22 protein-coding genes, 1 tRNA gene and 1 riboswitch are annotated in these 26147 nt (G+C 55.8%); of the genes, 15 read left to right on the top strand and 8 right to left on the bottom strand.

Going from position 1 to position 26147, the window contains the following annotated elements:
* Positions 1 to 93 precede the first annotated feature (93 nt).
* From QK300_RS11055 to QK300_RS11040, 4 genes are all read left to right on the top strand, one after another.
* A complete protein-coding gene (locus tag QK300_RS11055; protein ID WP_281301709.1) occupies positions 94 to 1440 on the top strand; it encodes a M48 family metalloprotease in 1347 nt (448 codons plus the stop codon).
* 14 nt (positions 1441 to 1454) lie between these two features.
* The gene (locus QK300_RS11050; protein ID WP_281301710.1) at positions 1455 to 2255 is read left to right on the top strand and encodes a DsbA family protein; all 801 of its coding nucleotides are present in this window, start codon (positions 1455 to 1457) and stop codon (positions 2253 to 2255) included.
* Between the two features lie 121 nt (positions 2256 to 2376).
* Positions 2377 to 2832, top strand: a complete 456-nt coding sequence (locus tag QK300_RS11045) for a MaoC family dehydratase (RefSeq protein ID WP_281301711.1) — start codon at positions 2377 to 2379, stop codon at positions 2830 to 2832.
* Between the two features lie 11 nt (positions 2833 to 2843).
* Positions 2844 to 3617: an SDR family oxidoreductase gene (locus QK300_RS11040; RefSeq protein ID WP_281301712.1), complete on the top strand. Its 774-nt coding sequence runs from the start codon at positions 2844 to 2846 to the stop codon at positions 3615 to 3617.
* Between the two features lie 37 nt (positions 3618 to 3654).
* On the opposite strand, the gene QK300_RS11035 is transcribed toward QK300_RS11040, so the two are convergent.
* A tRNA-Leu gene (locus tag QK300_RS11035) sits at positions 3655 to 3742 on the bottom strand.
* An 82-nt stretch (positions 3743 to 3824) separates the two neighbouring features.
* The gene (locus QK300_RS11030; RefSeq protein WP_281301713.1) at positions 3825 to 4622 is read right to left on the bottom strand and encodes a molybdopterin-binding protein; all 798 of its coding nucleotides are present in this window, start codon (positions 4620 to 4622) and stop codon (positions 3825 to 3827) included.
* Positions 4623 to 4809: 187 nt separating this feature from the next.
* Between QK300_RS11030 and QK300_RS11025 the strand changes: the two genes are divergently transcribed.
* The 5 genes from QK300_RS11025 (at position 4810) to purB (ending at position 10035) form a co-directional block, all read left to right on the top strand.
* Positions 4810 to 6273, top strand: a complete 1464-nt coding sequence (locus QK300_RS11025; protein WP_281301714.1) for a M28 family metallopeptidase — start codon at positions 4810 to 4812, stop codon at positions 6271 to 6273.
* 34 nt (positions 6274 to 6307) lie between these two features.
* On the top strand, positions 6308 to 7036 hold the full coding sequence (gene sfsA, locus QK300_RS11020; RefSeq protein ID WP_281301715.1) for a DNA/RNA nuclease SfsA: 729 nt from the start codon (positions 6308 to 6310) through the stop codon (positions 7034 to 7036).
* An 89-nt stretch (positions 7037 to 7125) separates the two neighbouring features.
* On the top strand, positions 7126 to 7929 hold the full coding sequence (map, locus tag QK300_RS11015) for a type I methionyl aminopeptidase (RefSeq protein WP_281301716.1): 804 nt from the start codon (positions 7126 to 7128) through the stop codon (positions 7927 to 7929).
* An 8-nt stretch (positions 7930 to 7937) separates the two neighbouring features.
* A complete protein-coding gene (radC, locus tag QK300_RS11010) occupies positions 7938 to 8621 on the top strand; it encodes a DNA repair protein RadC (protein WP_281301717.1) in 684 nt (227 codons plus the stop codon).
* A 112-nt stretch (positions 8622 to 8733) separates the two neighbouring features.
* Positions 8734 to 10035: an adenylosuccinate lyase gene (gene purB, locus QK300_RS11005; RefSeq protein ID WP_281301718.1), complete on the top strand. Its 1302-nt coding sequence runs from the start codon at positions 8734 to 8736 to the stop codon at positions 10033 to 10035.
* 76 nt (positions 10036 to 10111) lie between these two features.
* On the opposite strand, the gene QK300_RS11000 is transcribed toward purB, so the two are convergent.
* On the bottom strand, positions 10112 to 10441 hold the full coding sequence (locus QK300_RS11000) for a DUF1476 domain-containing protein (protein WP_042084740.1): 330 nt from the start codon (positions 10439 to 10441) through the stop codon (positions 10112 to 10114).
* A gap of 107 nt (positions 10442 to 10548) precedes the next feature.
* Positions 10549 to 10627, top strand: a riboswitch (SAM riboswitch).
* 56 nt (positions 10628 to 10683) lie between these two features.
* On the opposite strand from QK300_RS11000, the gene metZ reads away from it, so the two are divergent.
* Together metZ and QK300_RS10990 are read left to right on the top strand one after the other, a co-directional pair.
* Positions 10684 to 11892: an O-succinylhomoserine sulfhydrylase gene (gene metZ, locus QK300_RS10995; RefSeq protein ID WP_281301719.1), complete on the top strand. Its 1209-nt coding sequence runs from the start codon at positions 10684 to 10686 to the stop codon at positions 11890 to 11892.
* A gap of 46 nt (positions 11893 to 11938) precedes the next feature.
* Positions 11939 to 13072, top strand: a complete 1134-nt coding sequence (locus tag QK300_RS10990; protein WP_281301720.1) for an AI-2E family transporter — start codon at positions 11939 to 11941, stop codon at positions 13070 to 13072.
* On the opposite strand, the gene QK300_RS10985 is transcribed toward QK300_RS10990, so the two are convergent.
* Genes QK300_RS10985 through QK300_RS10975 form a run of 3 tightly spaced genes read right to left on the bottom strand, consistent with a single transcriptional unit; the run spans position 13045 to position 17157 of the window.
* Complete coding sequence (locus QK300_RS10985; protein WP_281301721.1) at positions 13045 to 14037, bottom strand: threonine/serine dehydratase; 993 nt, start codon at positions 14035 to 14037, stop codon at positions 13045 to 13047. The two genes, QK300_RS10990 and QK300_RS10985, sit on opposite strands and share 28 nt — an antisense overlap.
* Before the next feature lie 2 nt (positions 14038 to 14039).
* Complete coding sequence (locus QK300_RS10980) at positions 14040 to 16763, bottom strand: MMPL family transporter (RefSeq protein WP_281301722.1); 2724 nt, start codon at positions 16761 to 16763, stop codon at positions 14040 to 14042.
* Between the two features lie 49 nt (positions 16764 to 16812).
* Positions 16813 to 17157, bottom strand: coding sequence for a hypothetical protein (locus tag QK300_RS10975; RefSeq protein ID WP_281320845.1), 345 nt, complete (start codon positions 17155 to 17157; stop codon positions 16813 to 16815).
* Positions 17158 to 17452: 295 nt separating this feature from the next.
* On the opposite strand from QK300_RS10975, the gene cysD reads away from it, so the two are divergent.
* Positions 17453 to 18355 carry a sulfate adenylyltransferase subunit CysD gene (gene cysD / locus QK300_RS10970; protein WP_281301724.1) on the top strand — a complete coding sequence of 301 codons (903 nt, stop codon included), beginning with the start codon at positions 17453 to 17455 and terminating at the stop codon, positions 18353 to 18355.
* Positions 18355 to 20253, top strand: a complete 1899-nt coding sequence (gene cysN / locus QK300_RS10965) for a sulfate adenylyltransferase subunit CysN (protein ID WP_281301725.1) — start codon at positions 18355 to 18357, stop codon at positions 20251 to 20253. Before cysD ends, cysN begins: the two co-directional genes overlap by 1 nt.
* Here the strand turns inward: cysN and QK300_RS10960 are convergent.
* Both QK300_RS10960 and mnmA read right to left on the bottom strand, forming a co-directional pair.
* Positions 20238 to 21926: a sensor histidine kinase gene (locus QK300_RS10960; protein WP_281301726.1), complete on the bottom strand. Its 1689-nt coding sequence runs from the start codon at positions 21924 to 21926 to the stop codon at positions 20238 to 20240. The two genes, cysN and QK300_RS10960, sit on opposite strands and share 16 nt — an antisense overlap.
* Positions 21927 to 22031: 105 nt before the next feature.
* Positions 22032 to 23156 carry a tRNA 2-thiouridine(34) synthase MnmA gene (mnmA, locus tag QK300_RS10955; protein WP_348651882.1) on the bottom strand — a complete coding sequence of 375 codons (1125 nt, stop codon included), beginning with the start codon at positions 23154 to 23156 and terminating at the stop codon, positions 22032 to 22034.
* 268 nt (positions 23157 to 23424) lie between these two features.
* Here mnmA and QK300_RS10950 point away from each other — a divergent pair, with 268 nt between their 5' ends.
* The gene (locus QK300_RS10950; protein WP_281301728.1) at positions 23425 to 25428 is read left to right on the top strand and encodes a flagellar hook-length control protein FliK; all 2004 of its coding nucleotides are present in this window, start codon (positions 23425 to 23427) and stop codon (positions 25426 to 25428) included.
* Positions 25429 to 25450: 22 nt separating this feature from the next.
* Positions 25451 to 26104 carry a flagellar hook capping FlgD N-terminal domain-containing protein gene (locus QK300_RS10945; RefSeq protein WP_281301729.1) on the top strand — a complete coding sequence of 218 codons (654 nt, stop codon included), beginning with the start codon at positions 25451 to 25453 and terminating at the stop codon, positions 26102 to 26104.
* The last annotated feature ends 43 nt before the right edge of the window (positions 26105 to 26147 follow it).

Genomic DNA, 26147 nt, shown 5'->3' with positions numbered 1-26147 from the left:
TGGTGGCTATGAATGGGGTTTGCGCCCTGGGCCGGACGTGCCTGCCCTGCCGCCCGATATGGACCTGACCGGAGTCAATCTGTGCCTTATTTTATGAGACTATTGGTCCTTTTTGCCCTCATCCTCTCTTTCATCCCGCGTCCGGCTATGGCGCAGGGCATCCGAACCTTGCGCGATGCCGAATTTGAAAATTTTCTGCACCGGATTTCCGATCCTATCTTTGAGGTCGGGGGGCTTCGGCCGGAAGATGTTCAGATTTATATTGTGGATGATAGCAATCTGAACGCTTTTTATGCCGGTGGGCAGGCGATTTTCATCCATACCGGCTTGATTTTGCAAACCGATAATGTGGATCAGGTGATCGGCGTGGTTGCCCATGAAGCTGGCCATATGATCGCTGGCCATGTGCAGCGCTTTGATGAAGCCCTGAAACCTGCGACCAGCCTGTCGATCTTAGGGCTTGTACTGGGGGCTGCGGCCATTGCTGCCGGTTCACCGGAAGCCGGAATGGGGCTGATCACCGGCGGTCAGGGCGTGGCCCAACGCACGGTTTTGAAATTTCGCCGGGTGCAGGAAGCCTCGGCCGATCAGGCAGCCATTCAGTTTCTCAAAGATGCCAAGATGTCGGGGCGTGGTCTTCTCGAAATTTTCGAGAAATTCCGCTATCAGGAATTGCTCACCGCCCCCAATATCGATCCTTATGTGCTGACCCATCCGCTTTCCGGCGAACGCATCGCCAATGTGGAAGAGCGGATGAAAGCATCGCCCTATTGGGAGAAGCCCACCGATCCCGTTTTGCAGGCGCAATATAATCGGATCAAAGCCAAGCTGCAGGGCTATATCTGGCCAGCCTCATCCACATTGGGGCAATATCCGCCATCCGATAAAAGCATTCCGGCCCGCTATGCCCGTATTTACGCCTATAACAAGGCTTTGGAATGGGACAAAGCCATGGCCGAAGCCGATAGCCTGATCGCGGAAATCCCCGATGATCCTTATTTCCATGAGATCAAGGGCCAAATTCTTTTAGAAAATGGCCATGTCGAACAATCCCTGCCGCATCTGGAACGCGCCGCCCAACTGGCCCCCACCGAGCCTTTGATTCTCACCCTTTATGCGCAGGCGCTGGTGGCAAAAGATGAGCCGGAAACCGACAGGCTGGCCATGCCCATTTTGGAAAGATCGGTTCGGATCGATCCCTATAACAGCTTTGGCTGGTATCAGCTTGCCATCATCTATACCCGCAATGAAGAACCCGCTTTGGCCAATCTGGCTACCGCCGAACGCTATATGCTGCAACGCAATCCCGGCCGCGCCGCCATGCATGCAAGCCAGGCCTTGGAAGGCTTGAGCCCCGGCACGCCGAAGTGGCTGCGGGCGCAGGATATAAGGCAGGCCGCCGGTGTTGAGATCGAGCAAAGCGCAAATCGTCGTCGATAACGGAATATCATTTTATGTCAAACAAGCCGGGAGCTTCGCGGCTCCGCCCCTATAGCCTGATCATTGCCAGCCTTGCTTTGGTCATTTCCATGGCCTCCTTGCTTTTGGTGCTCAATTCTACGCAAAAATCGACTTTGGGGCCAAACCCCGATAAAGCCCGGATGCATGACATGTTTCGGGCTTATCTATTGGAAAATCCTGAAATCCTGCCCGAAGCCATCGCCATCTTGCGCCAGCGCGATGAAGCCGCTCAGCAGCAAAGGTTGCAGGCTTTGGCATCGGATCGCTGGGATGATATCCGCAAGGATGCCTATTCCCCCATCATCGGGCCGGATGATGCGGCGGTTACAGTGGTTGAATATTATGATTATCGCTGCCCATTCTGCCGCCGGGCGCATCCCGATATGGTCCGGCTTCTAAAAGAGCATGGGGATGATATCCGCTATGTGTTCAAGCAGTTTCCCGTGCTGGATCGGGATGGGGAAAATGGCGTGTCTCATTTTGCCGCCCGCGCCGCCATCGCCGCCTCAAATCAGGAGGTCTTCCCGGCTTTTCATGAAAAGCTGATGACCCATGAAGGATCGCTGAATAAGGGCGTGATCCTTGATTTTGCCGAAGCCCTGAAGCTCGATATGGGCCGCTTTCGCAGCGATATGGATGATCCGGCCCTTTCCGCTTATTTTGAGCAAACTATCAATCTGGCGCGCATGGTCGGCATCAGCGGCACCCCCACTTATGTCATCAATGGGCAGGTGCTGGCCGGCGCCCAAGGCTATGATGCCATTCTGGATCTGGTGGAAAAAGCCCGCAACTAAGCGGACTTCCTCGCGCAATGTGCTGTTATCAAAGGCCAGCCGCTGATGGCGGCTTGCCCCCTTTGCCAGTTATGCGCACAGTGCTTTCATCATGAAAACTCTTTAGCCCAGAAAGACCGCCATGTCTGATCTTCCCTTTCCGGATTTAAACGCCAAAATCGGCCAAAGGCTTGTTCTTTCCGATTGGCATGAGGTGACACAGGCGCATATCAATGCCTTTGCCGATGCCACCGGTGATCATCAATGGATTCACATCGATGTGGACCGCGCCAAGGCTGAAAGCCCTTTTGGCGCCCCCATTGCCCATGGATTTTATACTTTGTCGCTGCTGCCCTATCTGATGGGGGATTTTTTTGGCGCTTATAAAGTGGCCCAAGGGATCAATTATGGCTGCGATAGCGTGCGCTTTCCCGCCCCGGTTCCGGTGGGATCAAGGGTGCGCGGCAGCTTTGTGCTGAAAGCAACGGCGGCAGGGCCGATGGGCTCCTTGAAATGCACCGTCACCTCGACGGTTGAAATCGAAGGCGGCCAAAAGCCTGCCTGTGTGGCAGATCAGGTCTTTTTACTTTTTCCATGAAAGGATTGAGCATGAGCGGACTTTTCTCCCTCAAGGATAAAGTGGCGATCATCACCGGATCATCTCGGGGCATTGGCCGGGCGATGGCCATAGCCATGGCCGATGCCGGGGCCAAAGTGGTGATTTCTTCGCGTAAGCGCGAGGCCTGCAAGCCGGTAGCCGATGCCATCAAGGCGGCGGGCGGCGAAGCCATCATTGTGCCCTGCAATATATCGGATAAGGATCAGCTTCTAAATCTGGTCAGCAAAACGCGCGAGCATTATGGCCGGATCGATATTTTGGTGTGCAATGCCGCATCCAATCCGGTTTATGGCTCGATGACGGAAGTGTCTGATGATGCCTTTGACAAGATCATCGGCAATAATGTGCGCGCCAATATGAATCTGGCCCATATGGTTCTGCCCGAGATGGCCGAACGCGGCGATGGGGCGATCATTCTGGTGTCTTCTATCGCGGGCCTTTCAGGCAGCCGCAATCTGGGGATTTATGCGATTTCCAAGGCCGCTGATTTTCAGGTGGCCCGCAATCTGGCCGTGGAATGGTCGAAAAAAGGGATCCGGATCAATTGCATCGCCCCCGGACTTATCCGTACAGATTTCGCCAAAGCCCTGTGGGAAAATGACAAGGCCCGCGCCTATGTGGAAAAAGTGACCCCGGCTGGCCGCATCGGCGAGCCTGAAGATATGGCGGGGATTGCGGTTTTTCTGGCAAGCCCGGCGGCGCGCTATATCACCGGTCAAACCATCATTGCTGATGGCGGGGTGACCATTGCCGATATTTTTTAGGCAAAGATAGCATAAAGAGGCTGACAAAAAGGGAGGATGGTGCCCGCTGCCGGACTTGAACCGGCACGGCCAAAAGGCCGAGGGATTTTAAGTCCCTTGCGTCTACCAAATTCCGCCAAGCGGGCACACGCACATCCTATGGCACAGCCTTTGCGGCATGAAAAGATGCCACAAAGGCAAAAACCAAAATTATCCGGCTTTGTGCCATCAGCCTTCGCGGGGATCGCGCACCGGTTCGGCCCCAAAGCGGCGCACGGCGGCCTCGATCTCGTGAAGGGCACGATCAATCAATGCCTGATCCAAGGCCCGCACCACCACATGCAGGCCAGCCCGGCCCTCCCGATAATAGGGATAGCTGCCGATCTGCACATCCGGGTGGGCTTTGGCAATCAGCCCCAGATCCCCGGCCAGGGCGCTTTCCGGCACCGGCACAGACAGGCTGGCCGATAGCATCGGCAGGCCGCCCACCAGCTTATGTCGAATGCTTTCCAGCATCGATTGCATGATCAGGGGAACCCCCGCCAGCACAAACACATTTTCAATCTGAAAGCCGGGGGCCACACTTACCGGATTATCGATCAGGCTGCCGCCCTTTGGCACCCGCGCCATGCGCTGGCGAGCTTCGGTAAATTCGCCGGGGGGATAATGCGCTTCCAGTAAAGCCATCGCTTCAGGGTGAAAATGCAAAGGCACAGCAAAAGCCTGGGCTATCGATTCTGCGGTGATATCATCATGGGTAGGGCCAATGCCACCGGTGGTGAACACATAATCAAATTGTCGCCGACAGCTATTCACATGATCGACGATTCTGCTCGTATCATCGGGGATCACCCGCACTTCATCGAGCCTGATCCCTTCCCCATTCAGCCATTTCGCCAGATAAGCCAGATTGGCATCTTTGGTCCGGCCAGATAGAATCTCATCACCGATGATGATCAGCGCCGCCTTCACAACAGGCTTGGCTGCCGCATCATCAGGCTGCGCGGAAATGGAATGATCGCTCATGGATTGTGGCTCCGGGCGCCAGATTGGGGAACGACGCTAGAGGCTCGGTGTATCCTATTTGGCTGGCAAAATCCATTCCCCGCATCCGCTTTTCTTTCCTTTCCGGCAAGCCATGCGCTGCACATTGATCAGGATCGCGCAATCGTCTAGCCTTGGCCGACCATTATGGGGATAAGGATCAAAAACAATGCAAAAGCGCGATGATAAAGGCCAAAATCCACAGGCCAAAATCCGCAAAAATCGCTTCTCTGCCGCCCTTTTGCTGGGTGGCTTTTTCAGCAGCAGCCTGCTGATGACCGTCATCACCACCACTGCCAGCGCACAGGTGCCACCGGGGGAAACCCCGATCCTGCGCGAAATGGGCGCCAAGGCCAGCCCCGAACGGCTGCGCCTCGATGTGGAAAAACTGGTAAGCTTCGGCACCCGCCACAGCTTATCTGAAACCCAATCCGAAACACGCGGCATCGGCGCAGCGCGGCGCTGGATCGAAGAGGAATTCAACCGGATTTCCAAAGCCTGTGGCAATTGTCTGGAGGTGATCACGGTGGCAGATACCGTTTCAGGCGAACGCCGCATTCCCGATCCCACCGAGATCGTCAATGTCATCGCCATTCAGCGCGGCACCCTTGATCCTGATCGCATGGTGATCATGTCGGGCGATATCGATAGCCGGGTCTCTGATCCCATGAATGCGACCGCCGACAGCCCCGGCGCCAATGATAATGCAACAGGCGTTGCCGGCACCATCGAGGCGGCGCGTGTGCTATCGCAATATCGCTTCCCCGGCACCATTGTTTATGCAGCCCTTTCGGGCGAGGAACAGGGCCTTTTTGGCGGCCAGATTTTGGCAGAATACGCCTTGAAACAGGGCTGGAAGGTCAAAGCCGTTATCAATAATGATATGATCGGCAATATTTCCGGCATCAATGGCGTGATCGATAACAGCACGGCCCGGGTTTTTTCTGAAGGCACCCGCGCCACCGAAACCCCCGAAGAAGCGCGCATCCGGCGTTTCAGCGGGGGTGAGGTGGATAGTGCCTCGCGCAATCTGGCGCGCTATATTGACCGGCTGGCCGATGATTATATCCCCAATCTGGATGTGATGATGGTGTATCGGCTGGATCGTTTTGGCCGTGGCGGCCATCATCGCCCGTTCAATGATGTGGGGATGCCCGGTGTGCGGATCATGGAAACCAATGAAGATTATACCCGCCAGCATCAGGATTTGCGCCGCGAAAACGGGATTGACTATGGCGATGTGATCGCGGGCGTGGATTTTGCCTATAATGCCAAGCTCACTGCGCTCAATGTGGTGACTTTGGCCGCTCTGGCCTCGGCCCCGCCTTTTCCATCGGATGTCAAAATCGCCGGTGCCGTTGAGCCATCAACAAAGCTGAGTTGGACCCGACCCACCGGCAAAGAGGCTGAAAACCTGGCCGGTTATCGGGTTTATTGGCGCTTGACCACCGATCCGCAATGGACCTTCAGCCGCTGGGTTGGCGATAGCGATCAGGTGACTTTGGAGAATATCGTGATCGATAATTATTATTTCGGGGTCGCCAGTGTTTCCAAGGATGGCTTTGAAAGCCCGGTGGTGTTCCCCGGCCCTGCGGGCAGCTTTGATCATGGCATAGCGACAGAGGCGGAATGAGCACGGCATTCTGACCAAAAAATGAAATAAAGCCATGCATTTTCCCGATCCCCTGATCCCGGCGCGGCTGATCCGGCGCTATAAACGCTTTCTGGCCGATGTCGTGCTTGAGGATGGCCGCCAGATCACCGCCCATTGCCCCAATCCCGGGGCCATGCTGGGCTGTGCCGAGGAAGGGGCCCGCATCTGGCTTTCCCCGGTGCATAATCCCAAGGCCCGGCTGCGCTGGCGCTGGGAACTGGTGGAAAGCCACGATACATTGATCGGTATCAACACCATGCTGGCCAATCGCATCGTGGCTGAGGCCATCAAAAAAGGGCAGATCGCCCCTCTAGCGGGCTATGGCAGCCTCAAGTCCGAAGTGAGCACGGGTGCGGGCACGCGCTTTGATTTCATGGCCAGCGATCACCCCGAAAGGCCGGGTGAGCCATGCTATATCGAGGTGAAAAGCGTTACCTATCGCCGCGATGGCCTTGCCCAATTCCCCGATAGCGTCACCCAAAGGGGTGCGAGGCATCTTTTGGCCCTGAAAGCGATGCTTGACAGCGGGGCGCGCGCAATGATGATTTATCTGATACAACGCTCTGATTGTAGCGAGATGACATTTGCCTGTGATATAGATCAAATTTATTACCACGCCTATGAGGAGGCCGTGGAAGCGGGGATCGAATCTTATGCCTATGGCTGTCATTTATCGCCATCTGCCATTGAAATCGATCAACCCCTTCCCATCGGCAAGCCAGCCTTGTATGCCGGTCCTTAACGACCACATCATGAAACAGCACATCATGAAACACACGACCAATCTGTGACCATGAGGATAATCCGGTGAGAGAAATGCAAGAAAACGCCATGACCCAGGAACGCCGATCACAGGGGATCAAGCTTCATGATGAAGCGGGTTTTGAAGGCATGCGCAAAGCGGGCAGATTGGCGGCAGAGGTTCTTGATTTCATCGCCCCCCATGTTGAACCCGGCATCAGCACCGAAGCGCTGGATCGCCTGTGCCATGATTTCATCCTTGATCATGGGGCCATTCCGGCACCGCTCAATTATCGCGGCTTCCCCAAATCGATCTGCACATCGATCAATCATGTGGTCTGCCACGGTATTCCCGGCCCCAAGGTCTTGAAAGATGGCGATAGCATCAATATCGATATCACCGTCATTCTGGATGGCTGGCATGGCGATACCAGCCGGATGTTTTTTGCCGGAACCCCATCGGTGAAGGCCCGCAGGCTGGCGGACATCACCCATGAAGCCATGATGCGCGGCATCGAAATCGTGAAACCCGGGGTGACTCTGGGCGATATCGGCCATGCCATCCAAAGCTATGTGGAAAGCGAACGCTGCTCGGTGGTGCGTGAATTTTGCGGCCATGGTATCGGGCTGGTGTTTCATGATGCGCCCAATATCTTGCATTATGGTCGCCCTGGCACCGGCGAGGTGCTGGAAGAGGGCATGTTTTTCACCATCGAACCCATGGTCAATGCGGGCAAACCCGATACCAAGGTGCTTGAGGATGGCTGGACGGCGGTCACCCGTGACCGTTCCTTGTCGATGCAGTTCGAGCATAGCCTTGCCGTTACCGCCGATGGCCATGAAATTTTCACTCGCTCACCGGCTGGCCTTCACCAACCGCCTTATGAACTCTAGGGCCGCAAATGCCCGGCGATCCCTCTGATAACACCGGTCATCGTCAGCGTTTGCGCACACGCTTCATGGCGACCCGGGGCCAGGGGATGCCCGATTATGAAATGATAGAATTGCTCCTTATGGGTGCAATTTTGCGGCGCGATGTAAAGCCTTTGGCCAAGCAGATGTTGAAGCTTTTTGGCAGCTATGAAGGCGTGATCACCGCCTCGCCCGAACGACTGCGCGAAGTGGATGGGGTTGGCGAAGTGGCGATTTCCATGATCAAGCTGGTGGAAGCCACCGCCCTGCGGCTATCGCAATCAAAGGTGCTCAATCGCCCGATCCTCAGCAATTGGCGGGCCTTGCTCGATTATTGCACTGCGGCCATGGCCCATGCCAAAACCGAACAATTCCGCATTTTATTTCTGGATCGCAAAAATATCCTGATGGCCGATGAGGTGCAGCAGCAGGGCACCATCGATCACACCCCGGTCTATCCGCGTGAGGTGATCAAGCGGGCTTTGGAGCTTCATGCCTCTGCCCTTATTCTGGTGCATAATCATCCTTCTGGCGATCCCACGCCCTCGCGCGGCGATATCGAAATGACCAAAGACATCGTGGAGGCCGCCAAAAAGCTGGGCATTTCCGTTCATGATCATCTGGTCATCGGGCGCAAGGGGCATGTCAGCTTTAAAAGTCTCGGTCTTCTCTAAAGATGGGCCTGCTCTAGTCGATCTTGCGAAGAAAAATGCGGCGACTTGCCAGCATCGCCCCCCGATGCTAGGGAAACCGCGCCTGCCCCATCACCCGCCCGGAGACCGATCAATGATCACCCGCTATTCCCGCCCCGAAATGACCGCCCTGTGGTCGGCAGAGAGCAAATTCGGCATCTGGTTCGAGATCGAAGCCCATGCCTGTGATGCGCAGGCAGCGCTTGGCATCATCCCCCCTGAAGCGGCCAAAGCCGTGTGGGAGCGCGGCCGGTTCGAGGTGGCGCGGATCGACGAGATCGAGGCCGAAGTAAAGCATGATGTCATCGCTTTTCTCACCAATCTGGCCGAACATGTAGGGCCGGAAGCGCGCTTTGTGCATCAGGGGATGACCTCATCCGATGTGCTGGATACCTGCTTTAATATCCAGCTTGTGCGGGCGGCCGATCTGTTGATTGCCGATCTCGATGCGCTTTTGGCGGTGCTGGAACGCCGCGCCCATGAACATCGCGATAGCATCACCATTGGCCGCAGCCACGGCATCCATGCCGAGCCCACCACCTTTGGTTTGAAAATGGCCCAGGCCTATGCCGAATTTGACCGCGCCAAAAGCCGGATGCGCGCCGCCCGCGAAGAAGTGGCAACCTGCGCCATTTCAGGGGCGGTGGGCAGCTTTGCCAATATCGATCCCCATGTGGAAGCCCATGTGGCCGAAAAACTGGGATTGGCCATCGAACCTGTTTCAACCCAGGTGATCCCCCGTGATCGCCATGCCATGTATTTTGCAACCTTGGGCGTGATCGCCAGTTCGGTAGAGCGGTTGGCCACGGAAATCCGCCATCTGCAACGCACCGAAGTGCTGGAGGTGGAGGAATATTTCTCACCCGGCCAGAAGGGCAGTTCGGCCATGCCCCATAAGCGCAATCCGGTGCTCACCGAAAATCTCACCGGGCTGGCCCGCATGGTGCGCTCTTATGCCTTTCCGGCCATGGAAAATGTGGCGCTATGGCATGAGCGCGATATTTCCCATTCATCGGTGGAACGGATGATCGGCCCCGATGCCACCATTACCCTGGATTTCGCGCTGGCCCGCCTCACTTCGGTGATGGATAAGCTTTTGGTTTATCCTGATCGGATGCGCGCCAATATGGATCGCTTGGGGGGATTGGTCAATTCCCAGCGGGTGCTCCTTGCCCTCACCCAAAAAGGGATGAGCCGCGAAAAGGCCTATGGCCTCGTTCAGCGCCATGCCATGAAGGTGTGGGAAAGCGATGGCCGCGATCATCTGCTCGACCTTTTGAAAGCCGATCCCGAACTGGCGGACATCTTTGGCGCAGGCGAATTGGAAGGGCTTTTTGATCTGGGCTATCACACCAAACATGTGGAAACGATTTTCCACCGCGTTTTTGGCCGATAGATTTTTGGCTGATCTGTTTTAGGCCGCTCGCATCTCCGAGGCTTACGGGCGGCCTCTGGCCGCTCGCATCCGAGGCTTAGAAATTATTTTCCTGCATGATCTCGTTGCGGGCTTCTTCCATGCATTCCTGCAAGCGACGCTCCAGATGATGCTCGGTCATCTCGATCTTATGGGCCCGGAAATCGGCCAAAACCTTACGGATGACATCCTTATCGCCTACTTCTTCAAAATCTGAATCGATCACCGTTTTGGCATAGGCCAGCGCATCTTCAGCGCTCATGCCGAATTCGGCAGCCGCCCACAGGCCCAGAAGCTTGTTGCGGCGCATGGCCGTTTTGAACCGCAGATTTTCATCCAGCGCATATTTCGCTTCAAAATTCTGTTCACGGTCATTGAACATGCTCATCTGGAGTCCTTGATTTTCGGTGATGAATGGGTCTTTCACGATGTAATCACATTGTTCGCGCATCGCAAGCGTTCACAAAGCTTGACGAACCGAATTTTACGCGCTTTTTTAGGGCCCGTGGTGATTTGGTCCGACCGGCTTGCGGCCACGTAAAAAAAGCAGCTAAAAGGTGGGGGCTTGCCTCGACTCTTCATGCGCCGGTTGGGCAGATCTTTGCTTATGAACTTGAAAGGCGCTTCAGCATGAAAAATAAAACCGGCTTTGATCGCCAGATCACCCAAAAATGGCGGCGCGATACGCAGCTCATCCGGGGCGGCACCCTGCGCAGCAATTTAGGCGAAACATCAGAAGCCATCTTCATGACATCGGGCTTTGCCTATGCCACCGCCGAAAGCGCTCAGGCCCGCTTTGAAGGCGAAGAAGAAGGCTTTACCTATAGCCGGCAGGGCAATCCCACCATTGCCATGTTCGAGGAACGCATGGCCCTGATCGAAGGTGCCGAAGCCGCCGCCGCCACTGCCAGCGGCATGGCCGCCATGAATGCCGCCCTTTTGGGGCTGCTGCGCGCCGGTGATCATGTGGTCGCTGGCCGGGCGCTTTTTGGCTCCTGCCGGTGGTTGATCGATGAATTGCTGCCCCGCTATGGCATAGAGACCACCACCGTCAACGGCCCCGATCTGGACGAATGGAAGCGTGCTATCCGCCCCAATACCAAGCTGTTTTTCCTCGAATCCCCCTCCAATCCCACCCTTGAGATCATCGATATCCAAAAGGTTGCCGATCTGGCGCATGAGGTGGGCGCGCGGCTGGTGGTGGATAATGTCTTTGCTTCACCTATTTTGCAAAAACCGCTGGACCTGGGTGCCGATGTGGTGTGCTATTCGGCCACCAAGCATATCGATGGCCAGGGCCGCACGCTCGGCGGGATCATCTTGAGTAGTCAAGCCATCATCGTCGATGAATTGGGGCCTTTTTTGCGCCATACCGGCCCCAGCCTTTCGCCCTTCAATGCGTGGCTGCTTTTAAAGTCGCTGGAAACCCTTGAACTGCGGGTGAATGCCATGTGTGATCGCGCCGATCATCTGGCCGCCGCCATCGCTCAAGCCGGGATTGATTGTCTGCATCCCAGCCTGCCCGGCTTCAAGCAGGCCGATCTTGCGCATCGGCAGATGAAGCGCGGGGGCACCGTTGTCACCTTCACCTTGCCCGGCGGGGCCCAACAGGCCTTCCGCTTTTTGAACGCCCTCAGCATCATCGATATTTCCAATAATCTGGGCGATAGCCGTAGCATTGCCGCCCATCCCTGGACCACAACCCACAAGGCGCTGGATGAACAGACCCGGCTGCAAATGGGGATCACCCCGGGGATGATCCGCTTGAGCGCAGGCCTTGAGGATAAAGACGATCTGGTGGAAGATGTTCTGGCGGCACTGGCCGCAAGCGCGCCATAATTCATCGGCACATATGGGCGATGGTAACGGACAGGAAAGGGGCCCCATGAAAAACGCGCGCGCATCTGCCTTGCCGGGCCGCCTGTTTTATGCGCGCAGCTTTGCTTTGTTCGCCGTACTGATATTGGGCTATCTGGTCTGGCGCATTGTGTCTCCTTTCATGGCGCCTTTGGCATGGGCGGCGATCATCGCTTTTCTGCTCCACCCCGCGCATCTGTGGCTCAGCCGCGCTTTGGGGGCTCGGCCCAATCTGTCTGCCCTCATCCTCACCGGCTTGAGCTTTTTGTTTCTGCTGGGGCCGATCTCGCTTTTGCTGGCGGCCTTTGCCGCCCAGGCCGCCAATCTTTTGGAGCCCTTGCAGCAGGCAGCGGCCAAAGGCGATTTTTCGATTTTGCAATCTGTGATGGATGTGCCGATCATCGGCAATCTGATCAGCCAGATACAGCAGATGTTTGATGTTTCTCTCGATGATCTTGGCCAATGGCTCAATCTACGTATTCAGGAAGGCGCGAAAATCCTGCTGTCCTTTGGCAGCCGCGTGTTTTTGGGAGCCATTGGCACCATGGCCGCTTTTGTAATCATGCTTTTTGTTTTGTTTTTCGTGCTGCGGGATGGGCGAAAAATCCTCAATGCCACAAAAGCGTTGGTTCCGATGTCGGATCAGCGCACCGATCTCTTGTTTTCGCGGATTGCCGATGCGGTTCATGCGATTGTTTTCGGCACCGTTCTCACCGCCCTTATCCAGGGGGCGCTGACCGGGCTTGCCCTGGCGGTCACCGGGCTGCCGGCACCCGTGGTTTTTGGCGTGTTGGCGGCGATTTTCTCATTGTTTCCGGTGGGGGGAACCGCCCTGATCTGGGGTCCCGCCGCCCTGGTTCTGGCCTTCCACGGCCAGTGGGTCGAAGCCATCGGGATGCTTTTGTGGGGCATGCTCATCGTGGGCACCATCGATAATTTCCTGCGCCCGATTTTGGTCTCCCGGCGCAGCCATATCACAACCCTGACCGTGTTCATCGGGGTTTTGGGCGGTGCCGTTGCCTTTGGGGCCGTGGGCCTGCTTTTGGGCCCGGTGATCCTGACCATCGCGATGGTGCTTTTGCGCTTCACCCGCCAGCAGCGCGAGGCGGAAAATGAAGATGCCCCCGAAGATGATCAGGCCATAAGGGCCGAAAAATCCTGAAGCCCGATATTGCCCCCCGATAGGACAATGGCAATGACCCGATCACGGGTTTCGATTTTATGGGCCAGCACCGCCGCAAGAGCCACCGCGCCCCCCGGCTCGACAATGATTTTCAAGCGTTCAAAGGCAAAGGCCATCGCCGCCTTCACCTCATCATCAGTCACCACCACGCCGCTCTCTAAAAGCTGCCGATTATGGGCAAAGGTGAGGGCGCCGGGCATGGGGGCTAATAGAGCATCGCAGATCGAGCGGCTTTCAAGATCATTGGCCACCTGCTTTCCAGCCTTTAAGGATCGGGCCGTATCATCAAAGCCCAAAGGCTCGACCCCATGCACCGCAATGGCTGGGAATGCCGCCTTCAGAGCCGTGGCGCTGCCCGCAATCAAACCGCCGCCGCCAACGCAGATGAGGGCGGCATCGAGCGTTAATCCGCGCTTTTTGGCCTGATCGGCTATTTCCAGCCCCACGGTGCCCTGCCCTGCGATGATATGGCGATCATCATAGGATGGCACCAAAATCGCCCCGCTTTGGGCGCACAGATCCATGGCAATCTGTTCACGGTTTTGGCTATAGCGATCATAGGCAATGATTTCAGCACCCAAAGCGCGGGTGTTCTCGCGCTTGATCGCCGGCGCATCATGGGGCATCACGATCTGGGCCCGCACGCCTAAGCGCCTTGCGGCTTCCGCCACCCCCTGGGCATGATTGCCTGACGAAAAGGCAACCACACCTGCGGCCCGTTCATCCGCGCTCAGGCGCGACAGGCGGTTATAGGCTCCCCTGATCTTGAATGAGCCGGTGCGTTGCAGGCATTCCGCCTTTACCAGAACCCGGCCCCCTGCTCGTGCGTTTAAAATCGGATGTTCCATGAGCGGGGTGCGCAGGGCCACCCCGGCCAAAGCTTCGGCGGCGTTCTCGATATCCGCGATGCCGATGAGGTCGAGATCGTCTTCATGATGGTGCATGATCATTCCTTGCGGGCTTTTTTATTTTTGAGACGTTTTGACAAGCCATCGGCAAAGCGCAATAAAAATGGCAGAACCACAAGGGTTGTCAGCACCGTGATGCTGATCGCGATCATCAGCAGTACCCCCATGCTGGCGGTGCCGCGATGCTGGGAGAGGGCCAGCGAGCCAAAGGAGCCGATGGTGGTCATCGCGCTTAACACAACAGCCCGGGGTGTGCTGCTGGAAAAGAGCGCAGCCATCCCGCTCTGCCCCGGATCGGCCGGTTTTTCGAGCGCCATATGGCGCGCCCGCATGGCCAGATGAATGGCGCTATCCACCCCCAAACCAATCAGCAAGGGCAAAACGATCACATTGGCAAAATTAAACGGCAAACCGATCAAAACCCCGATGGCCGCCGTCAGGACCCCCGCCAAAAGGATCGGAGCCATCACAATGAAGATAAAACCAATCCGCCGGATCAACACAAAAATAAGGATCGACCCCAGCGCCAAAGCCAGCACTGATGCCTGCACCATCGCCTGCCCCACCACATCGCCTGCCCGCAGAACGGAAATGGCGCCCCCCGATAAATCCGGGGAAATTGCGGCCACTTCATCGACAAAAATACGGCGAGCCTCCTGATCACGCACATCATGGGCGGGAAGCACCTCGACCCGGACCAAACCATCGGACGAAATAAACCGCCTGCTGATCGCCGGGGGCAGACTTTCCATCTCCACGGGCCGGGCGGTCAATTGCAGGCGCAAATGCTCCATCTGCATGGGGAAATAGCGCATCAGGGCTTCATCAAGGCGATCATAAAGCACCGGATCATGCCGTGCCGCCTGGAAAAAAACCTGCAGGCTTTTATTCAACCGGGCCGCAGCCTCGGCCGCTGGGCCATCGGGATGGATAGCGCTCACGGTTTGGGTATCCGTGATCAGATCCGCCACTGCCAGTTCAGCCGCATGGGCATCTGTGGGGGGCAAAGCGGCCATCCGTGCCGCAAGATCATCGCCGCTTTGCAAGACAAAAACCAGATCGCCCGCCAGAAAATCAATTTCCGCCAGTTTCAGATCCTGTTCATCAGGGATGAAATCATTCAAGGTGATCGCAGCCTCGACACTGGCTAATTCTTCTGCCTTTTGCGCAAAATCCATAGCCGCATCAGGGGATGGGCTGAGATAATTGAGCCTATAGGGAAAATCCTGCGGGCGATCAAACAACAGATTGAAAGCCACCACCCCGGGCGATTGCGGATCGCGCAGATGCATCGGATCGGCATCGAACCGCACTTTATCCATCAACCCCAAGGATAGGAAACCCATTACGATCAGCAATCCCGCCAGTGGCGCGCTGAAGCGTTGGCCAAAAGCCTGCAGCCGCCTGATGGTGCGGCCCGCCGCCACTTTCGCCGCAATGCCATTCGGCTTGGCGGATATTTTGACCGAAGGAAAAATGGACAACAAAGCGGGGATCAGGGTCATGGCAATGATGAAGGCCAGCAAAACCCCGGTCCCTGAAATCACCCCCAATTGCGCCATGCCCACAAATCGGGTGGGCACGAAGGCAAAAAACGCCACGCTCGTGGTGAGCGCTGCCAGCGCCAAAGCCGGGCCCGCCTTTTCTATGGCCTGCACCATAGCGGCACCTTGATCATCATGATCGCGGCTTTGCTCGGCATAGGCGAGGATTAAATGAATGGCAAAATCAATACCCAGACCAATCAGCAAAACCGTGAAGGCGATGGAGACCAGATTAAGCTCGCCGATCAAAACAGCCGCCGCCCCGGATGTGAGGAGAATAGACACAAGAAGCGAGGCCAAGGCCGCCACCACATATTGCCAACGCCCCAGCCCCACAACCAAAATAACCGCCACCAGCACAAGAGAGATCAGGGCCGATATCTCGATCCCCTGCGACACCGATTTCAATTCTTCGGTCCGCAACACAAGATCGCCGGTGATCGCAATGCTGGCGGCATCAAGAACAGGCGCGGGCAGCCCGGCAATCGCCTGATAGAGCCCATCGATGGCGGCACGGGCGGGCTGCAGGGATTGATAATCCAGCACCGGATGAACCACCAGAACATTCTGGTTGATCGCCTGTTTTTCGCCAAACATCTGCTGCCATGAAAGCGGCTTTGCCTCCCCCTGATTAAGGGCCGAAACCGTTTCATTCACCGCATCATAGGCGCCGGCGATCATCGGCAGATCAACGCCATCCTCGCTCGCCTCAGAGATCCGTCCCAATTCGGTGAAAAATGTGGAAAGTGATGGATCAAGAACCAAAGATTGCAACAAAGGGGCCGCGCTTGACAGCCGCCCGGTCAAATCCATCAGATCATCAAGGGGCAGAAACAACAGCCCCTGCCGCTGAAAATAGGGATCGACCCGAGGCGCAAAAACCTCGCTGAAAAGATCGCGGCGCTGGCGCAGGGCTTTGGCGAGTTCGCTGGCAGCATGATCGGCTTCATCGGGAGTTTCGGCGCGAATGATAACAAGGATCTGATCGCGTAATTTCGGAAAGGCGCGATCCATGGCAATGGCATTTTGCCGGAAAGCTTCGCGGCGGTCGATCATCTGAGAGCTATCGGTATTGATCCCAAGCGACGTGATCGCGGCATAAACTGAAAGCAAAACAAGAAGCCCCAATATGGCCACAACGCGCCAGGGCTTTTGCCATGCCCGCGTCACCACAAAGGACAGGACGCGCTCGATATAAGTTTCAAATGTCGCCTTCACGATGTGCTTCTTGCCCTTGCGCTTTAGGATGATGGGGGTGGATGAGAGATCAATGATCGCTGGCGGCCAGCATGCTCTCCCTGATCCCGGTTTTCAACTTTAACCCTTCGGCGGTTAGGGTGATGGCGTGCGGCCAATTGGCCCGGGCCAATCCCTTTCGTTCCAGCGCCACCCACACATTGGGATTGATAAGCCCACTGGCAAAGCGGGTGGAAACCGTAAGGCGGCCAATATGCAGATGATCGCCATGGGCCTCTTGATGGGCTTGGGGCAGATTAAAAAGGGTGACCTCGCCGGTCTCTTCGTTGGTGGAGGCCAATTCGGATTTTTCAGCCAGTTCCTGCAATAAGGCGAGAGTCCGCATTTGCAGATTATTAAGCCGGATCTTCGCCATATCGCGCTCCATTCCTTCATCTCTCCTTTATCTTTGGCCTTCAATGAGACCCCGCAAAGCCGCCCTTTATTCTGACCTCAAAAAAGCATTCTGGCATCAACCCGGGCACGGGATTATTGTCATGCACGGATCAGTCGATAAAGATATGTTTTAGCTTAATCATGCGAAAAGGAAAAATGCCCTAAGCCACAGGCAAAAGGCCAAGGGTTTTCGTTGAAAGATCGGGCCATCTGGCTTAGGTCCTGACTTAAGCAGTATCGGCACGGATTATCCAGCAGGAAGGCACGCTCATCCCATGTCACAGATGACCCATTTACAGCGTCTGGAAGCCGAAAGCATCCAGATCATTCGTGAGGTTGCATCAGAATGCCGCAATCCCGTCATGCTGTTTTCCATCGGCAAGGATTCGATGGTGATGCTGCATCTGGCGCGCAAGGCTTTTTATCCCTCACCTTTGCCCTTTCCCATTTTGCATGTGGATACCACCTGGAAATTCCGCGAGATGATCGCCTTCAGGGATCAACTCGCCAAAGATTGGGGCCTTGATCTGCTGGTTCATATCAATCAGGACGGGGTGAAACAGGGTGTGGGGCCGATCAGCCATGGCTCTGCCATCCATACCGACATCATGAAAACCCAATCGCTCAAACAGGCGCTCGACCTTTATAAATTCGATGCGGCTTTTGGCGGCGCCCGGCGCGATGAGGAAAAATCCCGCGCTAAGGAGCGGATTTTTTCTTTCCGCTCAGCCCAGCATCGCTGGGACCCTAAAAATCAGCGTCCTGAATTATGGCACATCTATAATACCCGCATCCATAAAGGCGAAAGCATGCGGGTGTTTCCCATCTCGAATTGGACCGAATTGGATGTGTGGCAATATATCTATCAGGAAAAAATCCCCATCATCGAGCTTTATCTGGCCAAGGAACGCCCGGTGGTGGAACGCGATGGCGCGCTGATCATGGTCGATGATGATCGCCTGCCCATCAATGCAGGAGAGACCGTGGAAACGCGCATGGTCCGTTTTCGCACTTTGGGCTGCTATCCGCTGACCGGCGGCATTGAATCCCAGGCAACGGATCTGGAAGGGATCATCATGGAAATGCTGGTTTCCCGCACATCCGAGCGGCAAGGCAGGGTGATCGATCGCGATCATGGGGCCTCGATGGAAAAAAAGAAGCAAGAGGGCTATTTCTGATGCATGATCAATCCGTGGGAAAGGCGCCCGAAGCCCTGATCCGCTATCTGAAGGAACAGGAATCGAAAGATTTGCTGCGCTTCATCACCTGTGGCAGCGTGGATGATGGCAAATCCACCCTGATTGGCCGCCTGCTCTTTGATTCCAAAATGATTTTTGAAGATCAACTGGCCAGCCTTGAAAAAGACAGCCGGAAAATGGGCACCACGGGTCAGGATATCGATCTGGCGCTTCTTCTTGATGGTTTGGAGGCCGAGCGCGAACAGGGCATCACCATCGATGTGGCCTATCGCTTTTTTGCCACCGACAAGCGCCGGTTCATCGTTGCTGATACCCCCGGCCATGAACAATATACCCGGAATATGGCCACCGGCGCCTCGACCGCCGATGCCGCGATCATTTTGGTGGATGCGCGTAAAGGCCTGCTCACCCAAACCCGCCGCCACAGCTATATCTGTTCGCTTTTGGGTGTGCGCCATATCATTTTAGCCGTCAACAAGATGGATCTGGTGGATTATTCCCAAACGGTTTTTGACCAGATCCGCGCTGATTATGAAGCCTTTGCCAAAACCATTGGCTATGACCATGTAAGCTGCCTGCCGCTTTCAGCACTCAAGGGCGAAAATGTTCTGCAGCGCACGGCGGCCCTTGATTGGTTCAATGGTCCCACCCTTCTCGCCAAGCTTGAAACCATTCCCGTGGCCGATGCCGATGATACAGGCCCCTTTCGCCTGCCGGTGCAGTGGGTCAATCGACCTAATCTGGATTTTCGCGGATTTTCCGGCACCATCGCCGCCGGGCGGGTTGCGGTGGGCGATCCGGTCGTGGTTTTGCCATCGGCCAAAAACAGCAGGGTTTCATCCATCGTCACCTTTGATGGAACGCGTGAAAGCGCCTCGATCGGTGAAGCCATCACCCTCACCCTTGAAGACGAAATCGATATTTCGCGCGGCGATGTGATCTGCCACTCTGAAAACCGGGCCGGGCTTTCCGATCAATTCGAGGCGAAAATCGTGTGGATGGCCGATGAACCGCTGATCCCCGGGCGGCCCTATCTGCTCAAAAGCGGCGCCCGCACGGTTTCAATGGTGGTGACCCGGCTGAAATACAGTATTAATGTCAATAGCCTCGAACAAGCCGCCACCAAACGACTTGAGCTTAATGATATCGGGATCGCCAATATCAGCCTTGATCAGCAGATCGCCTTTGATCCCTATCACGATAATCACGAAACCGGCAGTTTCATCATCATCGACAAGATGACCAATGGCACGGTGGGGGCCGGGATGATCGATTTCGGCCTGCGCCGGGCCACCAATATCCATTGGCAGGCGGTGGATGTGAACAAGGCCGCCCGCGCCGCGATGAAGGCGCAAAAACCGGCGGTTTTGTGGTTTACCGGGCTTTCAGGATCGGGCAAATCAACCATCGCCAATCTGGTTGAAAAGCGCCTTCATGCCGCTGGTCAACACACCTATATGCTGGATGGCGACAATATCCGCCATGGCCTGAACAAGGATCTGGGCTTTACCGAAGTGGACCGGGTGGAAAATATCCGCCGGGTTGCCGAAGTGGCACGCCTGATGGCCGATGCCGGGCTGATCGTTTTGGTTTCGTTCATCTCGCCCTTTCGATCCGAGCGCAAAATGGCCCGCGATCTTTTGCCGGAGGATGAATTTCACGAGGTTTTTGTGGATACTCCCATCGCCCTGTGCGAACAACGCGATCCCAAGGGGCTTTATAAAAAGGCGCGGATGGGCGAAATCAAGAATTTCACGGGCATCGACAGCCCCTATGAACCGCCTTTAGCATCAGAACTCAGCCTTGAAACCGCGCACGCCTCGGCCGAAGAATGCGCCGAAAAGGTGATCGATTATCTTGATCAACTGAAAGATTGAAGATACGCCGCCTGATCGGCCATCAGCGTTCTGTTTTCCGGGAATTGCACGGTGAATTCCGTTCCCTTCCCGGGCGCTGATCGCACGGTCACGGTGGCCTGATGCAAGGTGGCAAGGTTTTTGACCAAAGGCAGGCCCAAGCCGGTTCCCGGGAATTGTCGCGACAGGCTGTTATCCACCTGCTGGAACGGCTCGAATATTTTTTCCTGATCCTCGGCTGCAATGCCGATGCCGCTATCAATCACCCTGATCCTGATGGCCTTTTCAGGCATATCCACACACAACTTCACCGCTCCATCGGGCGGGGTGAATTTGATCGCATTCGATAACAGATTGAGCAAAATCTGGCGCAGCGCCCGTTGTTCCGCCCGCAACATGGGCAGGTCCATCTTGCAATCGAGCTTTAAGGAAATCCCTGTTTTGGCCGCCATCGGTGCCACATGATTGAGGACTGATCGGGTCAGTTCTTCCAGATCAATGCTTTCTTCTTGCAGGTCATAGCGGCCCGCTTCGATCCGCGACAGATCGAGAATCCCCGAGATCAGTTCAAGCAGATGACGCCCGCTTTCCTTGATATGGACGCTATAATCCCGCACGGTTTTGGCGGGCATGGGAATATCATCCCGGGCGATCAATTCGGCAAAACCGATGATCGAATTGAGGGGCGTGCGCAATTCATGGCTCATCACCGATAGAAATTGCGATTTCGCCTGATTGGCGCTTTCGGCTTGCTTGCGCGCCTCGATCAATTCCTGTTCTTGCTGCTTTAAATGGGTGATATCGGCATGAACGCTGACCAATTCGCCGGATGATGTGCGCCGCAAGGTGCTTTGCACCCAGCGCCCGCCAGCAAGGGACTGCACAAGCTGATGGCCCGGCTCAAGATCGGCCCCCGCATTGCCAGCATTGCCATCGGGGAAAAAATCGCGAAACATCCGATTGGCAAGCTGCAATTCTCCTTCGGCCGAGAAAATGGCAAAAGCTTCGCCCGTATTTTCAATGGCATCCCTGATCCGCATATGCGCCATCTGCAAAGCCTGTTTATCGCGCAGAGCTTCCATAAAGGCATGAAAACTGCGAAAGGCGATATAGGCCAGAACCATCACGAAAACGATGAGCAAAAGGCCCATCGCAAAGCCTTCGCGCGATCCATGATAGAGCATCCATAAAACCGAAAGCGGCATGGCTGTTAATGAAAAGGCCAAACAATGACGCGGCAAGGGCGACAGGGATGTGACCACGCCCGCTGTGAGGCCAATGGCGATAAAAGCAATGAAAATATGAACATTTTCATTATCGGCAAAGCCAAAAACCAGTTCCGCCGACCCCCATGAAAGGCCCATCATGATGGTAAAGATCAAGGAGGCGCGCAAGGATCGGCCCTGGATCGCTTCGGGATTGAAATGGCGGTTGATCTGATAGGCTTTCCACAGGCTGAAAAGCGAAAGCCCGATGATCACAGAAATCCAGAGGCTGGCATAAAGGGGATTGGCATGGGGATGCAAAACCCCCAGCACCACAATCGCCACCACGATATTCATGATCGACATGATCGGGATGAATTGCAAAAGATGCAGAAATTGCGCCCGGCGCACAATCCGGCGCGGCACAAAAACCTTTATATCATCGGCCTCGGCCCCCAGCGCCGAATGGCCTTTCTTGTTTTTATTCATTATATATTCCAAGGATCGCTATGATCAGACGATCTCATGGGGATGTAAATTAATCTTTAATCATGGCGCACACCCGATCACATTGGCATGAGCGCGACCGGGGCCTCAGTTCGCCCACAGGCTTTCGGTGTGATCAATCCATCCCCCGCCCAGCACTTCATCGCCATCATAGAAAACCGCCGCCTGTCCGGGGGAAATGCCCGCTTGTGGCGTGCACAGGGTGATCTGCGCCCGGCGATCATCAAGCAGACGCACCCGCGCTTTCACTGGCTCCTGCGTATTTCTGATGCGCACAAACACATCTTGTTCATCTGCCTCTGCTCGGTCCTCGCCCAGCCAATTCAGCTCGCGGGCGATGAAACGGCCAATATCCAGAGCCGCTTTGGGGCCCACGATCACCCGCCGGCTTTCGGGCTCCAGCTTCACCACATAAAGCGGATCGGCACTGCCCCCCACACCGATGCCCCGGCGCTGGCCAATGGTATAATGAATGATCCCTTCATGCTGGCCCAAAACCCGGCCATCCAGATGCACGATCTCGCCGGGATCGGCGGCACCGGGGCGCAGGCGTTCGATCACGCTGGCATAATTGCCCTGCGGCACAAAGCAGATATCCTGGCTATCGGGTTTATCGGCAACGATCAGCCCGAAATCTTCGGCCAGCATCCGCACATCCGGCTTTTCCAGACCGCCCAGGGGAAAGCGCAGAAAATCCAGCTGCTCGCGGGTGGTGGAAAACAGAAAATAGCTTTGATCCCGGCGCGCATCCACCGCCTTATAAAGGCGCCAGCCCCCCTCCCCGGGGAAAGACTGCACATAATGCCCGGTCGCCAGACAATCCGCCCCTAAATCCCGCGCTGTTTGCAAAAGATCGCGAAATTTAACCCGTTCATTGCAGCGCACGCAAGGGATCGGGGTTTCACCGCGCAGATAGCTATCGGCAAAATCATCCATCACAGCATCGGAAAAGCGGCTTTCATAATCCAGAACATAATGGGGGATGCCCAAGGATTCACAAACCCTGCGGGCATCGTGAATATCCTGCCCGGCACAACAGGCCCCCTTTTTCTGAACCGCCACCCCATGATCATAAAGCTGCAAGGTGATGCCGATCACCTCATAGCCCTGACGCGCCAGCAAGGCTGCGGTCACCGAGCTATCGACCCCGCCCGACATCGCCACAACCACACGGGTATCGGCTGGCGCCCGGTCAAACCCAAGGCCATTCAATGTTCCGGGCGACCAATGGGCGGCCTCGGCGATCAGCTTGTCTAATAATGTGCTCACGCGGCGCACTATAATCTTCTGCCGCAAAAATTCAATATCCGGCAAAAGCCGCCATCCGGGGGGTAGAGATTGCCTGACACCACCACAAAAACCATCCTTAATATCCTGATTACCATCTATAAATCCTTTATTTTCAATAAGATAAAGAAATTCATCAAATTGGCCCGATCATTGCATTGTTCTGTGCGACATAACAGCGAGCAAGCGCATCATGGCTTTTATAGATTTCAGCAGCACCACGCCCCCCCCGGCTTCGGACAAGGCTGGCCTTTCTGCCCTTACCGGGCAAAAGGCGGCCACAGGGCCAAACGCCACCGCTTTTAATAGGGCACAAGGCGGCGCATCGGGCTTTTTAGCGATGCTGGCCCAAAACCTTGCCCCCCAAAAGGCGGGCGCACCCATCATGGGCCTTGATCAGACGACAGCTCAAACCACGGCCCAAAATGCGGCCCAAAACGCTGCTCCACAAATAAATGATGGCGTGATCAAGGGCCTTGGCCAAAGTGCCACACCCAATATTCTGCAAAATCTGCCAGTCGATATTCGCCAAAATCTTATGAATGCGGCTGCCAAGGCAGACAATACCGCGCCCATGAGTTTGCCATCCTCTGCAACCCTTGCTGGCTTGATCGATCTTGAAACACCGGGCCTGATGACGGCCAGCGAAAAGGCGGCCCTCAACAGCGCCCTTGCCAGAATTACAACCGGCTCCGGCGCAGGGGCCGAGGATGCGACCACAGCCACTGGCAACAGCACGGGCGATCTTTCTGGCGCAATCCCCAATCCGGATTTGGCTGGCGAGGCCGAAGGATTGCCGGAACAGGGTGCAGATCAGGTCGCGGCCCCACAATCCGGGCCTGCGGCCCCATCCAAAACCCCATCTGAAATCATCGCCCAAGTCACCGCCGGCCCCGAATTGATCGGGGATGAGGGTGCCACAAGCCAAAGCGCGGCCTTTGCAGTTACGGATAGCGATCTCGCCCTCAATGAACAAACCCTCAATGAACAAGCCCTCAAGGATTTGGCGACACAGGATGGAACCGAGGCGCATGCTGCCAATGCAGTATCGGGATCAATCAATGGGGCAGAGCTTTTGGCTGCCAATCAGGATCAATCCATAAACCCCATCCCAGAGCTACAGGCGGAAGAGCTACAGGCGGACCCGCAGATCGATCAGGCCACCGCAAACTCAATCGCCGAAGCCCTGGATAGCAGCGCGGCCAAAAACCCCGCAGCATTAAGCCAGAATTTAATGGCCAGCACCGCCCCCACGGCCATTGCCCAAAGCCTGCAAGCCGAGATCACCCCCAATGATGATCTGCAACTCAATGGCAGCAATCGGCGGGCCGGACCGGGGCTGTTTTCCCGGATCGAAGGCGCCGCTGCGCTTCAGGCCAATGGCACTGCATCAACATCGGCCAATAGCATGACGGGCGCTTCTGCAAGCGGGGCGACCCCTGATGCCTTTTCGCCAAAATCCACAGGCCCCGGCAATGCGGCTGATTTTTCCGCCACGCTGAAACAGGCCGCAGAGCAGACTATTAGCCAGAATAATGGCCAAAATGCCAATCAGAATACCAGCCAGACTGCGGTGGCCCCGGGCAGTGGCCCGCTCAATCCGCTATCCAGTCTTGAAGCCCTTGCAGGCCAATTATCAGGCCAGATTTCGCTGCAAGGCAGCGGCCCTGTCGATCAATCAGGGCAAATTCAAACTCTGTCCCAGGATGCGGATAAGGGCAGCCTTCTCGCCCGGTCGCAATCCCAAAGCCCGGCCAATCAGGTGGGGATCGGCATTGCCCGCGCGGCAATGGATGGCCAATCGCGCTTCACCATCCGCATGGACCCCCCCGAATTGGGGCGGATCGAGGTGAAATTGGCCATGCAAAAGGATGGCAGCGTGCAGGCGATGATTTCAGCCGATAATCGCGATGCTTTTGATATGCTGCAACGCGATGCCAGATCACTGGAGCGCTTGCTTCAGGATGCCGGTTTGAAAACCGATTCAAACAGCCTCAATTTCTCGCTCAATCAGCAAGGCGGGCGCGATCCCGGATCGGCCTTTGCCCATCTGGCGCAGGATAGCGACCAACACTCCAGCCCTGATCAAACCAGTGATCAAGGCGCCGATCAGCCGGAAAATCCGGCGGATGATCTCTCCATGACGATGAAGCGGCTCGATCTCACCCTCAGCGACGGGCTCAATATCGTCGTTTGATCCAGTATTAAGGAATGAACCTATGGATATCGGAAGCATTACCGCGGGCTTATCTGGACAAGCGCAGAGAGCGACAACCGGACTGGTCCAGGATTTTAATACGTTCCTCACTCTCCTGACCACGCAATTGCAAAATCAGGACCCGCTGGAACCCACAGACAGCAATGAATTTACCCGTCAGCTCGTCTCCTTTGCGGGGGTGGAACAGCAGATCCAATCCAACCAGAATCTGGAAGATCTGGCGACCCTGACCGCCTTCAGCCAGAATGCTGCAGCGGTCAATTATCTGGGCAAAACCGTGACCATTGCCGGTGATACAATCAATCATGATGGTCAATCGGAGCTCAGCTTTGAATATTTACTTCCGGTTACAGCAGACTCTGCGGATGTGAAAATTCTCGATGCTCAGGGCAATGTTGTTTTCGAGCAGCCCGGACAAACCAATTTCGGCGTCCACCGGCTGAGCATCGATTCCTTTGATGGCGGGAATAATCCGGTGCCGCCGGGGCAATATACCCTGCGCATCGATGCCCGCAATGCCGAGAATAAACCCATCGATACACCCCTGTTCGTGCGGGCCCCGGTGAAAGAAGTGGAAACATCGGGGCTGACCCCCCTGCTCACCATTGGCGGCCAGAAAGTACCGCTGCATGAGGTATCGGCTGTTGGGCTTTAGATTTTACGGACTTCAGATTGCACTGAAACATAACTGAAAAATA

The organism is Iodidimonas sp. MBR-22 (assembly GCF_029946565.1).
GTDB lineage: Bacteria > Pseudomonadota > Alphaproteobacteria > Sphingomonadales > Rhodothalassiaceae > Iodidimonas > Iodidimonas nitroreducens.
The sequence above is the reverse complement of the archived record's forward strand: the minus strand, read 5'-3'. Positions and strand labels throughout refer to the sequence as shown.

Bases quoted from the DNA above. Each gene is read 5' to 3' on its own strand.
- QK300_RS11055 (WP_281301709.1), top strand. From the start codon at position 94: ATGAGACTATTGGTCCTTTTTGCCCTCATCCTCTCTTTCATCCCGCGT.
- QK300_RS11050 (WP_281301710.1), top strand. From the start codon at position 1,455: ATGTCAAACAAGCCGGGAGCTTCGCGGCTCCGCCCCTATAGCCTGATC.
- QK300_RS11045 (WP_281301711.1), top strand. From the start codon at position 2,377: ATGTCTGATCTTCCCTTTCCGGATTTAAACGCCAAAATCGGCCAAAGG.
- QK300_RS11040 (WP_281301712.1), top strand. From the start codon at position 2,844: ATGAGCGGACTTTTCTCCCTCAAGGATAAAGTGGCGATCATCACCGGA.
- QK300_RS11030 (WP_281301713.1), bottom strand. From the start codon at position 4,622: ATGAGCGATCATTCCATTTCCGCGCAGCCTGATGATGCGGCAGCCAAG.
- QK300_RS11025 (WP_281301714.1), top strand. From the start codon at position 4,810: ATGCAAAAGCGCGATGATAAAGGCCAAAATCCACAGGCCAAAATCCGC.
- sfsA (WP_281301715.1), top strand. From the start codon at position 6,308: ATGCATTTTCCCGATCCCCTGATCCCGGCGCGGCTGATCCGGCGCTAT.
- map (WP_281301716.1), top strand. From the start codon at position 7,126: ATGACCCAGGAACGCCGATCACAGGGGATCAAGCTTCATGATGAAGCG.
- radC (WP_281301717.1), top strand. From the start codon at position 7,938: ATGCCCGGCGATCCCTCTGATAACACCGGTCATCGTCAGCGTTTGCGC.
- purB (WP_281301718.1), top strand. From the start codon at position 8,734: ATGATCACCCGCTATTCCCGCCCCGAAATGACCGCCCTGTGGTCGGCA.
- QK300_RS11000 (WP_042084740.1), bottom strand. From the start codon at position 10,441: ATGAGCATGTTCAATGACCGTGAACAGAATTTTGAAGCGAAATATGCG.
- metZ (WP_281301719.1), top strand. From the start codon at position 10,684: ATGAAAAATAAAACCGGCTTTGATCGCCAGATCACCCAAAAATGGCGG.
- QK300_RS10990 (WP_281301720.1), top strand. From the start codon at position 11,939: ATGAAAAACGCGCGCGCATCTGCCTTGCCGGGCCGCCTGTTTTATGCG.
- QK300_RS10985 (WP_281301721.1), bottom strand. From the start codon at position 14,037: ATGCACCATCATGAAGACGATCTCGACCTCATCGGCATCGCGGATATC.
- QK300_RS10975 (WP_281320845.1), bottom strand. From the start codon at position 17,157: ATGGCGAAGATCCGGCTTAATAATCTGCAAATGCGGACTCTCGCCTTA.
- cysD (WP_281301724.1), top strand. From the start codon at position 17,453: ATGTCACAGATGACCCATTTACAGCGTCTGGAAGCCGAAAGCATCCAG.
- cysN (WP_281301725.1), top strand. From the start codon at position 18,355: ATGCATGATCAATCCGTGGGAAAGGCGCCCGAAGCCCTGATCCGCTAT.
- QK300_RS10960 (WP_281301726.1), bottom strand. From the start codon at position 21,926: ATGAATAAAAACAAGAAAGGCCATTCGGCGCTGGGGGCCGAGGCCGAT.
- QK300_RS10950 (WP_281301728.1), top strand. From the start codon at position 23,425: ATGGCTTTTATAGATTTCAGCAGCACCACGCCCCCCCCGGCTTCGGAC.
- QK300_RS10945 (WP_281301729.1), top strand. From the start codon at position 25,451: ATGGATATCGGAAGCATTACCGCGGGCTTATCTGGACAAGCGCAGAGA.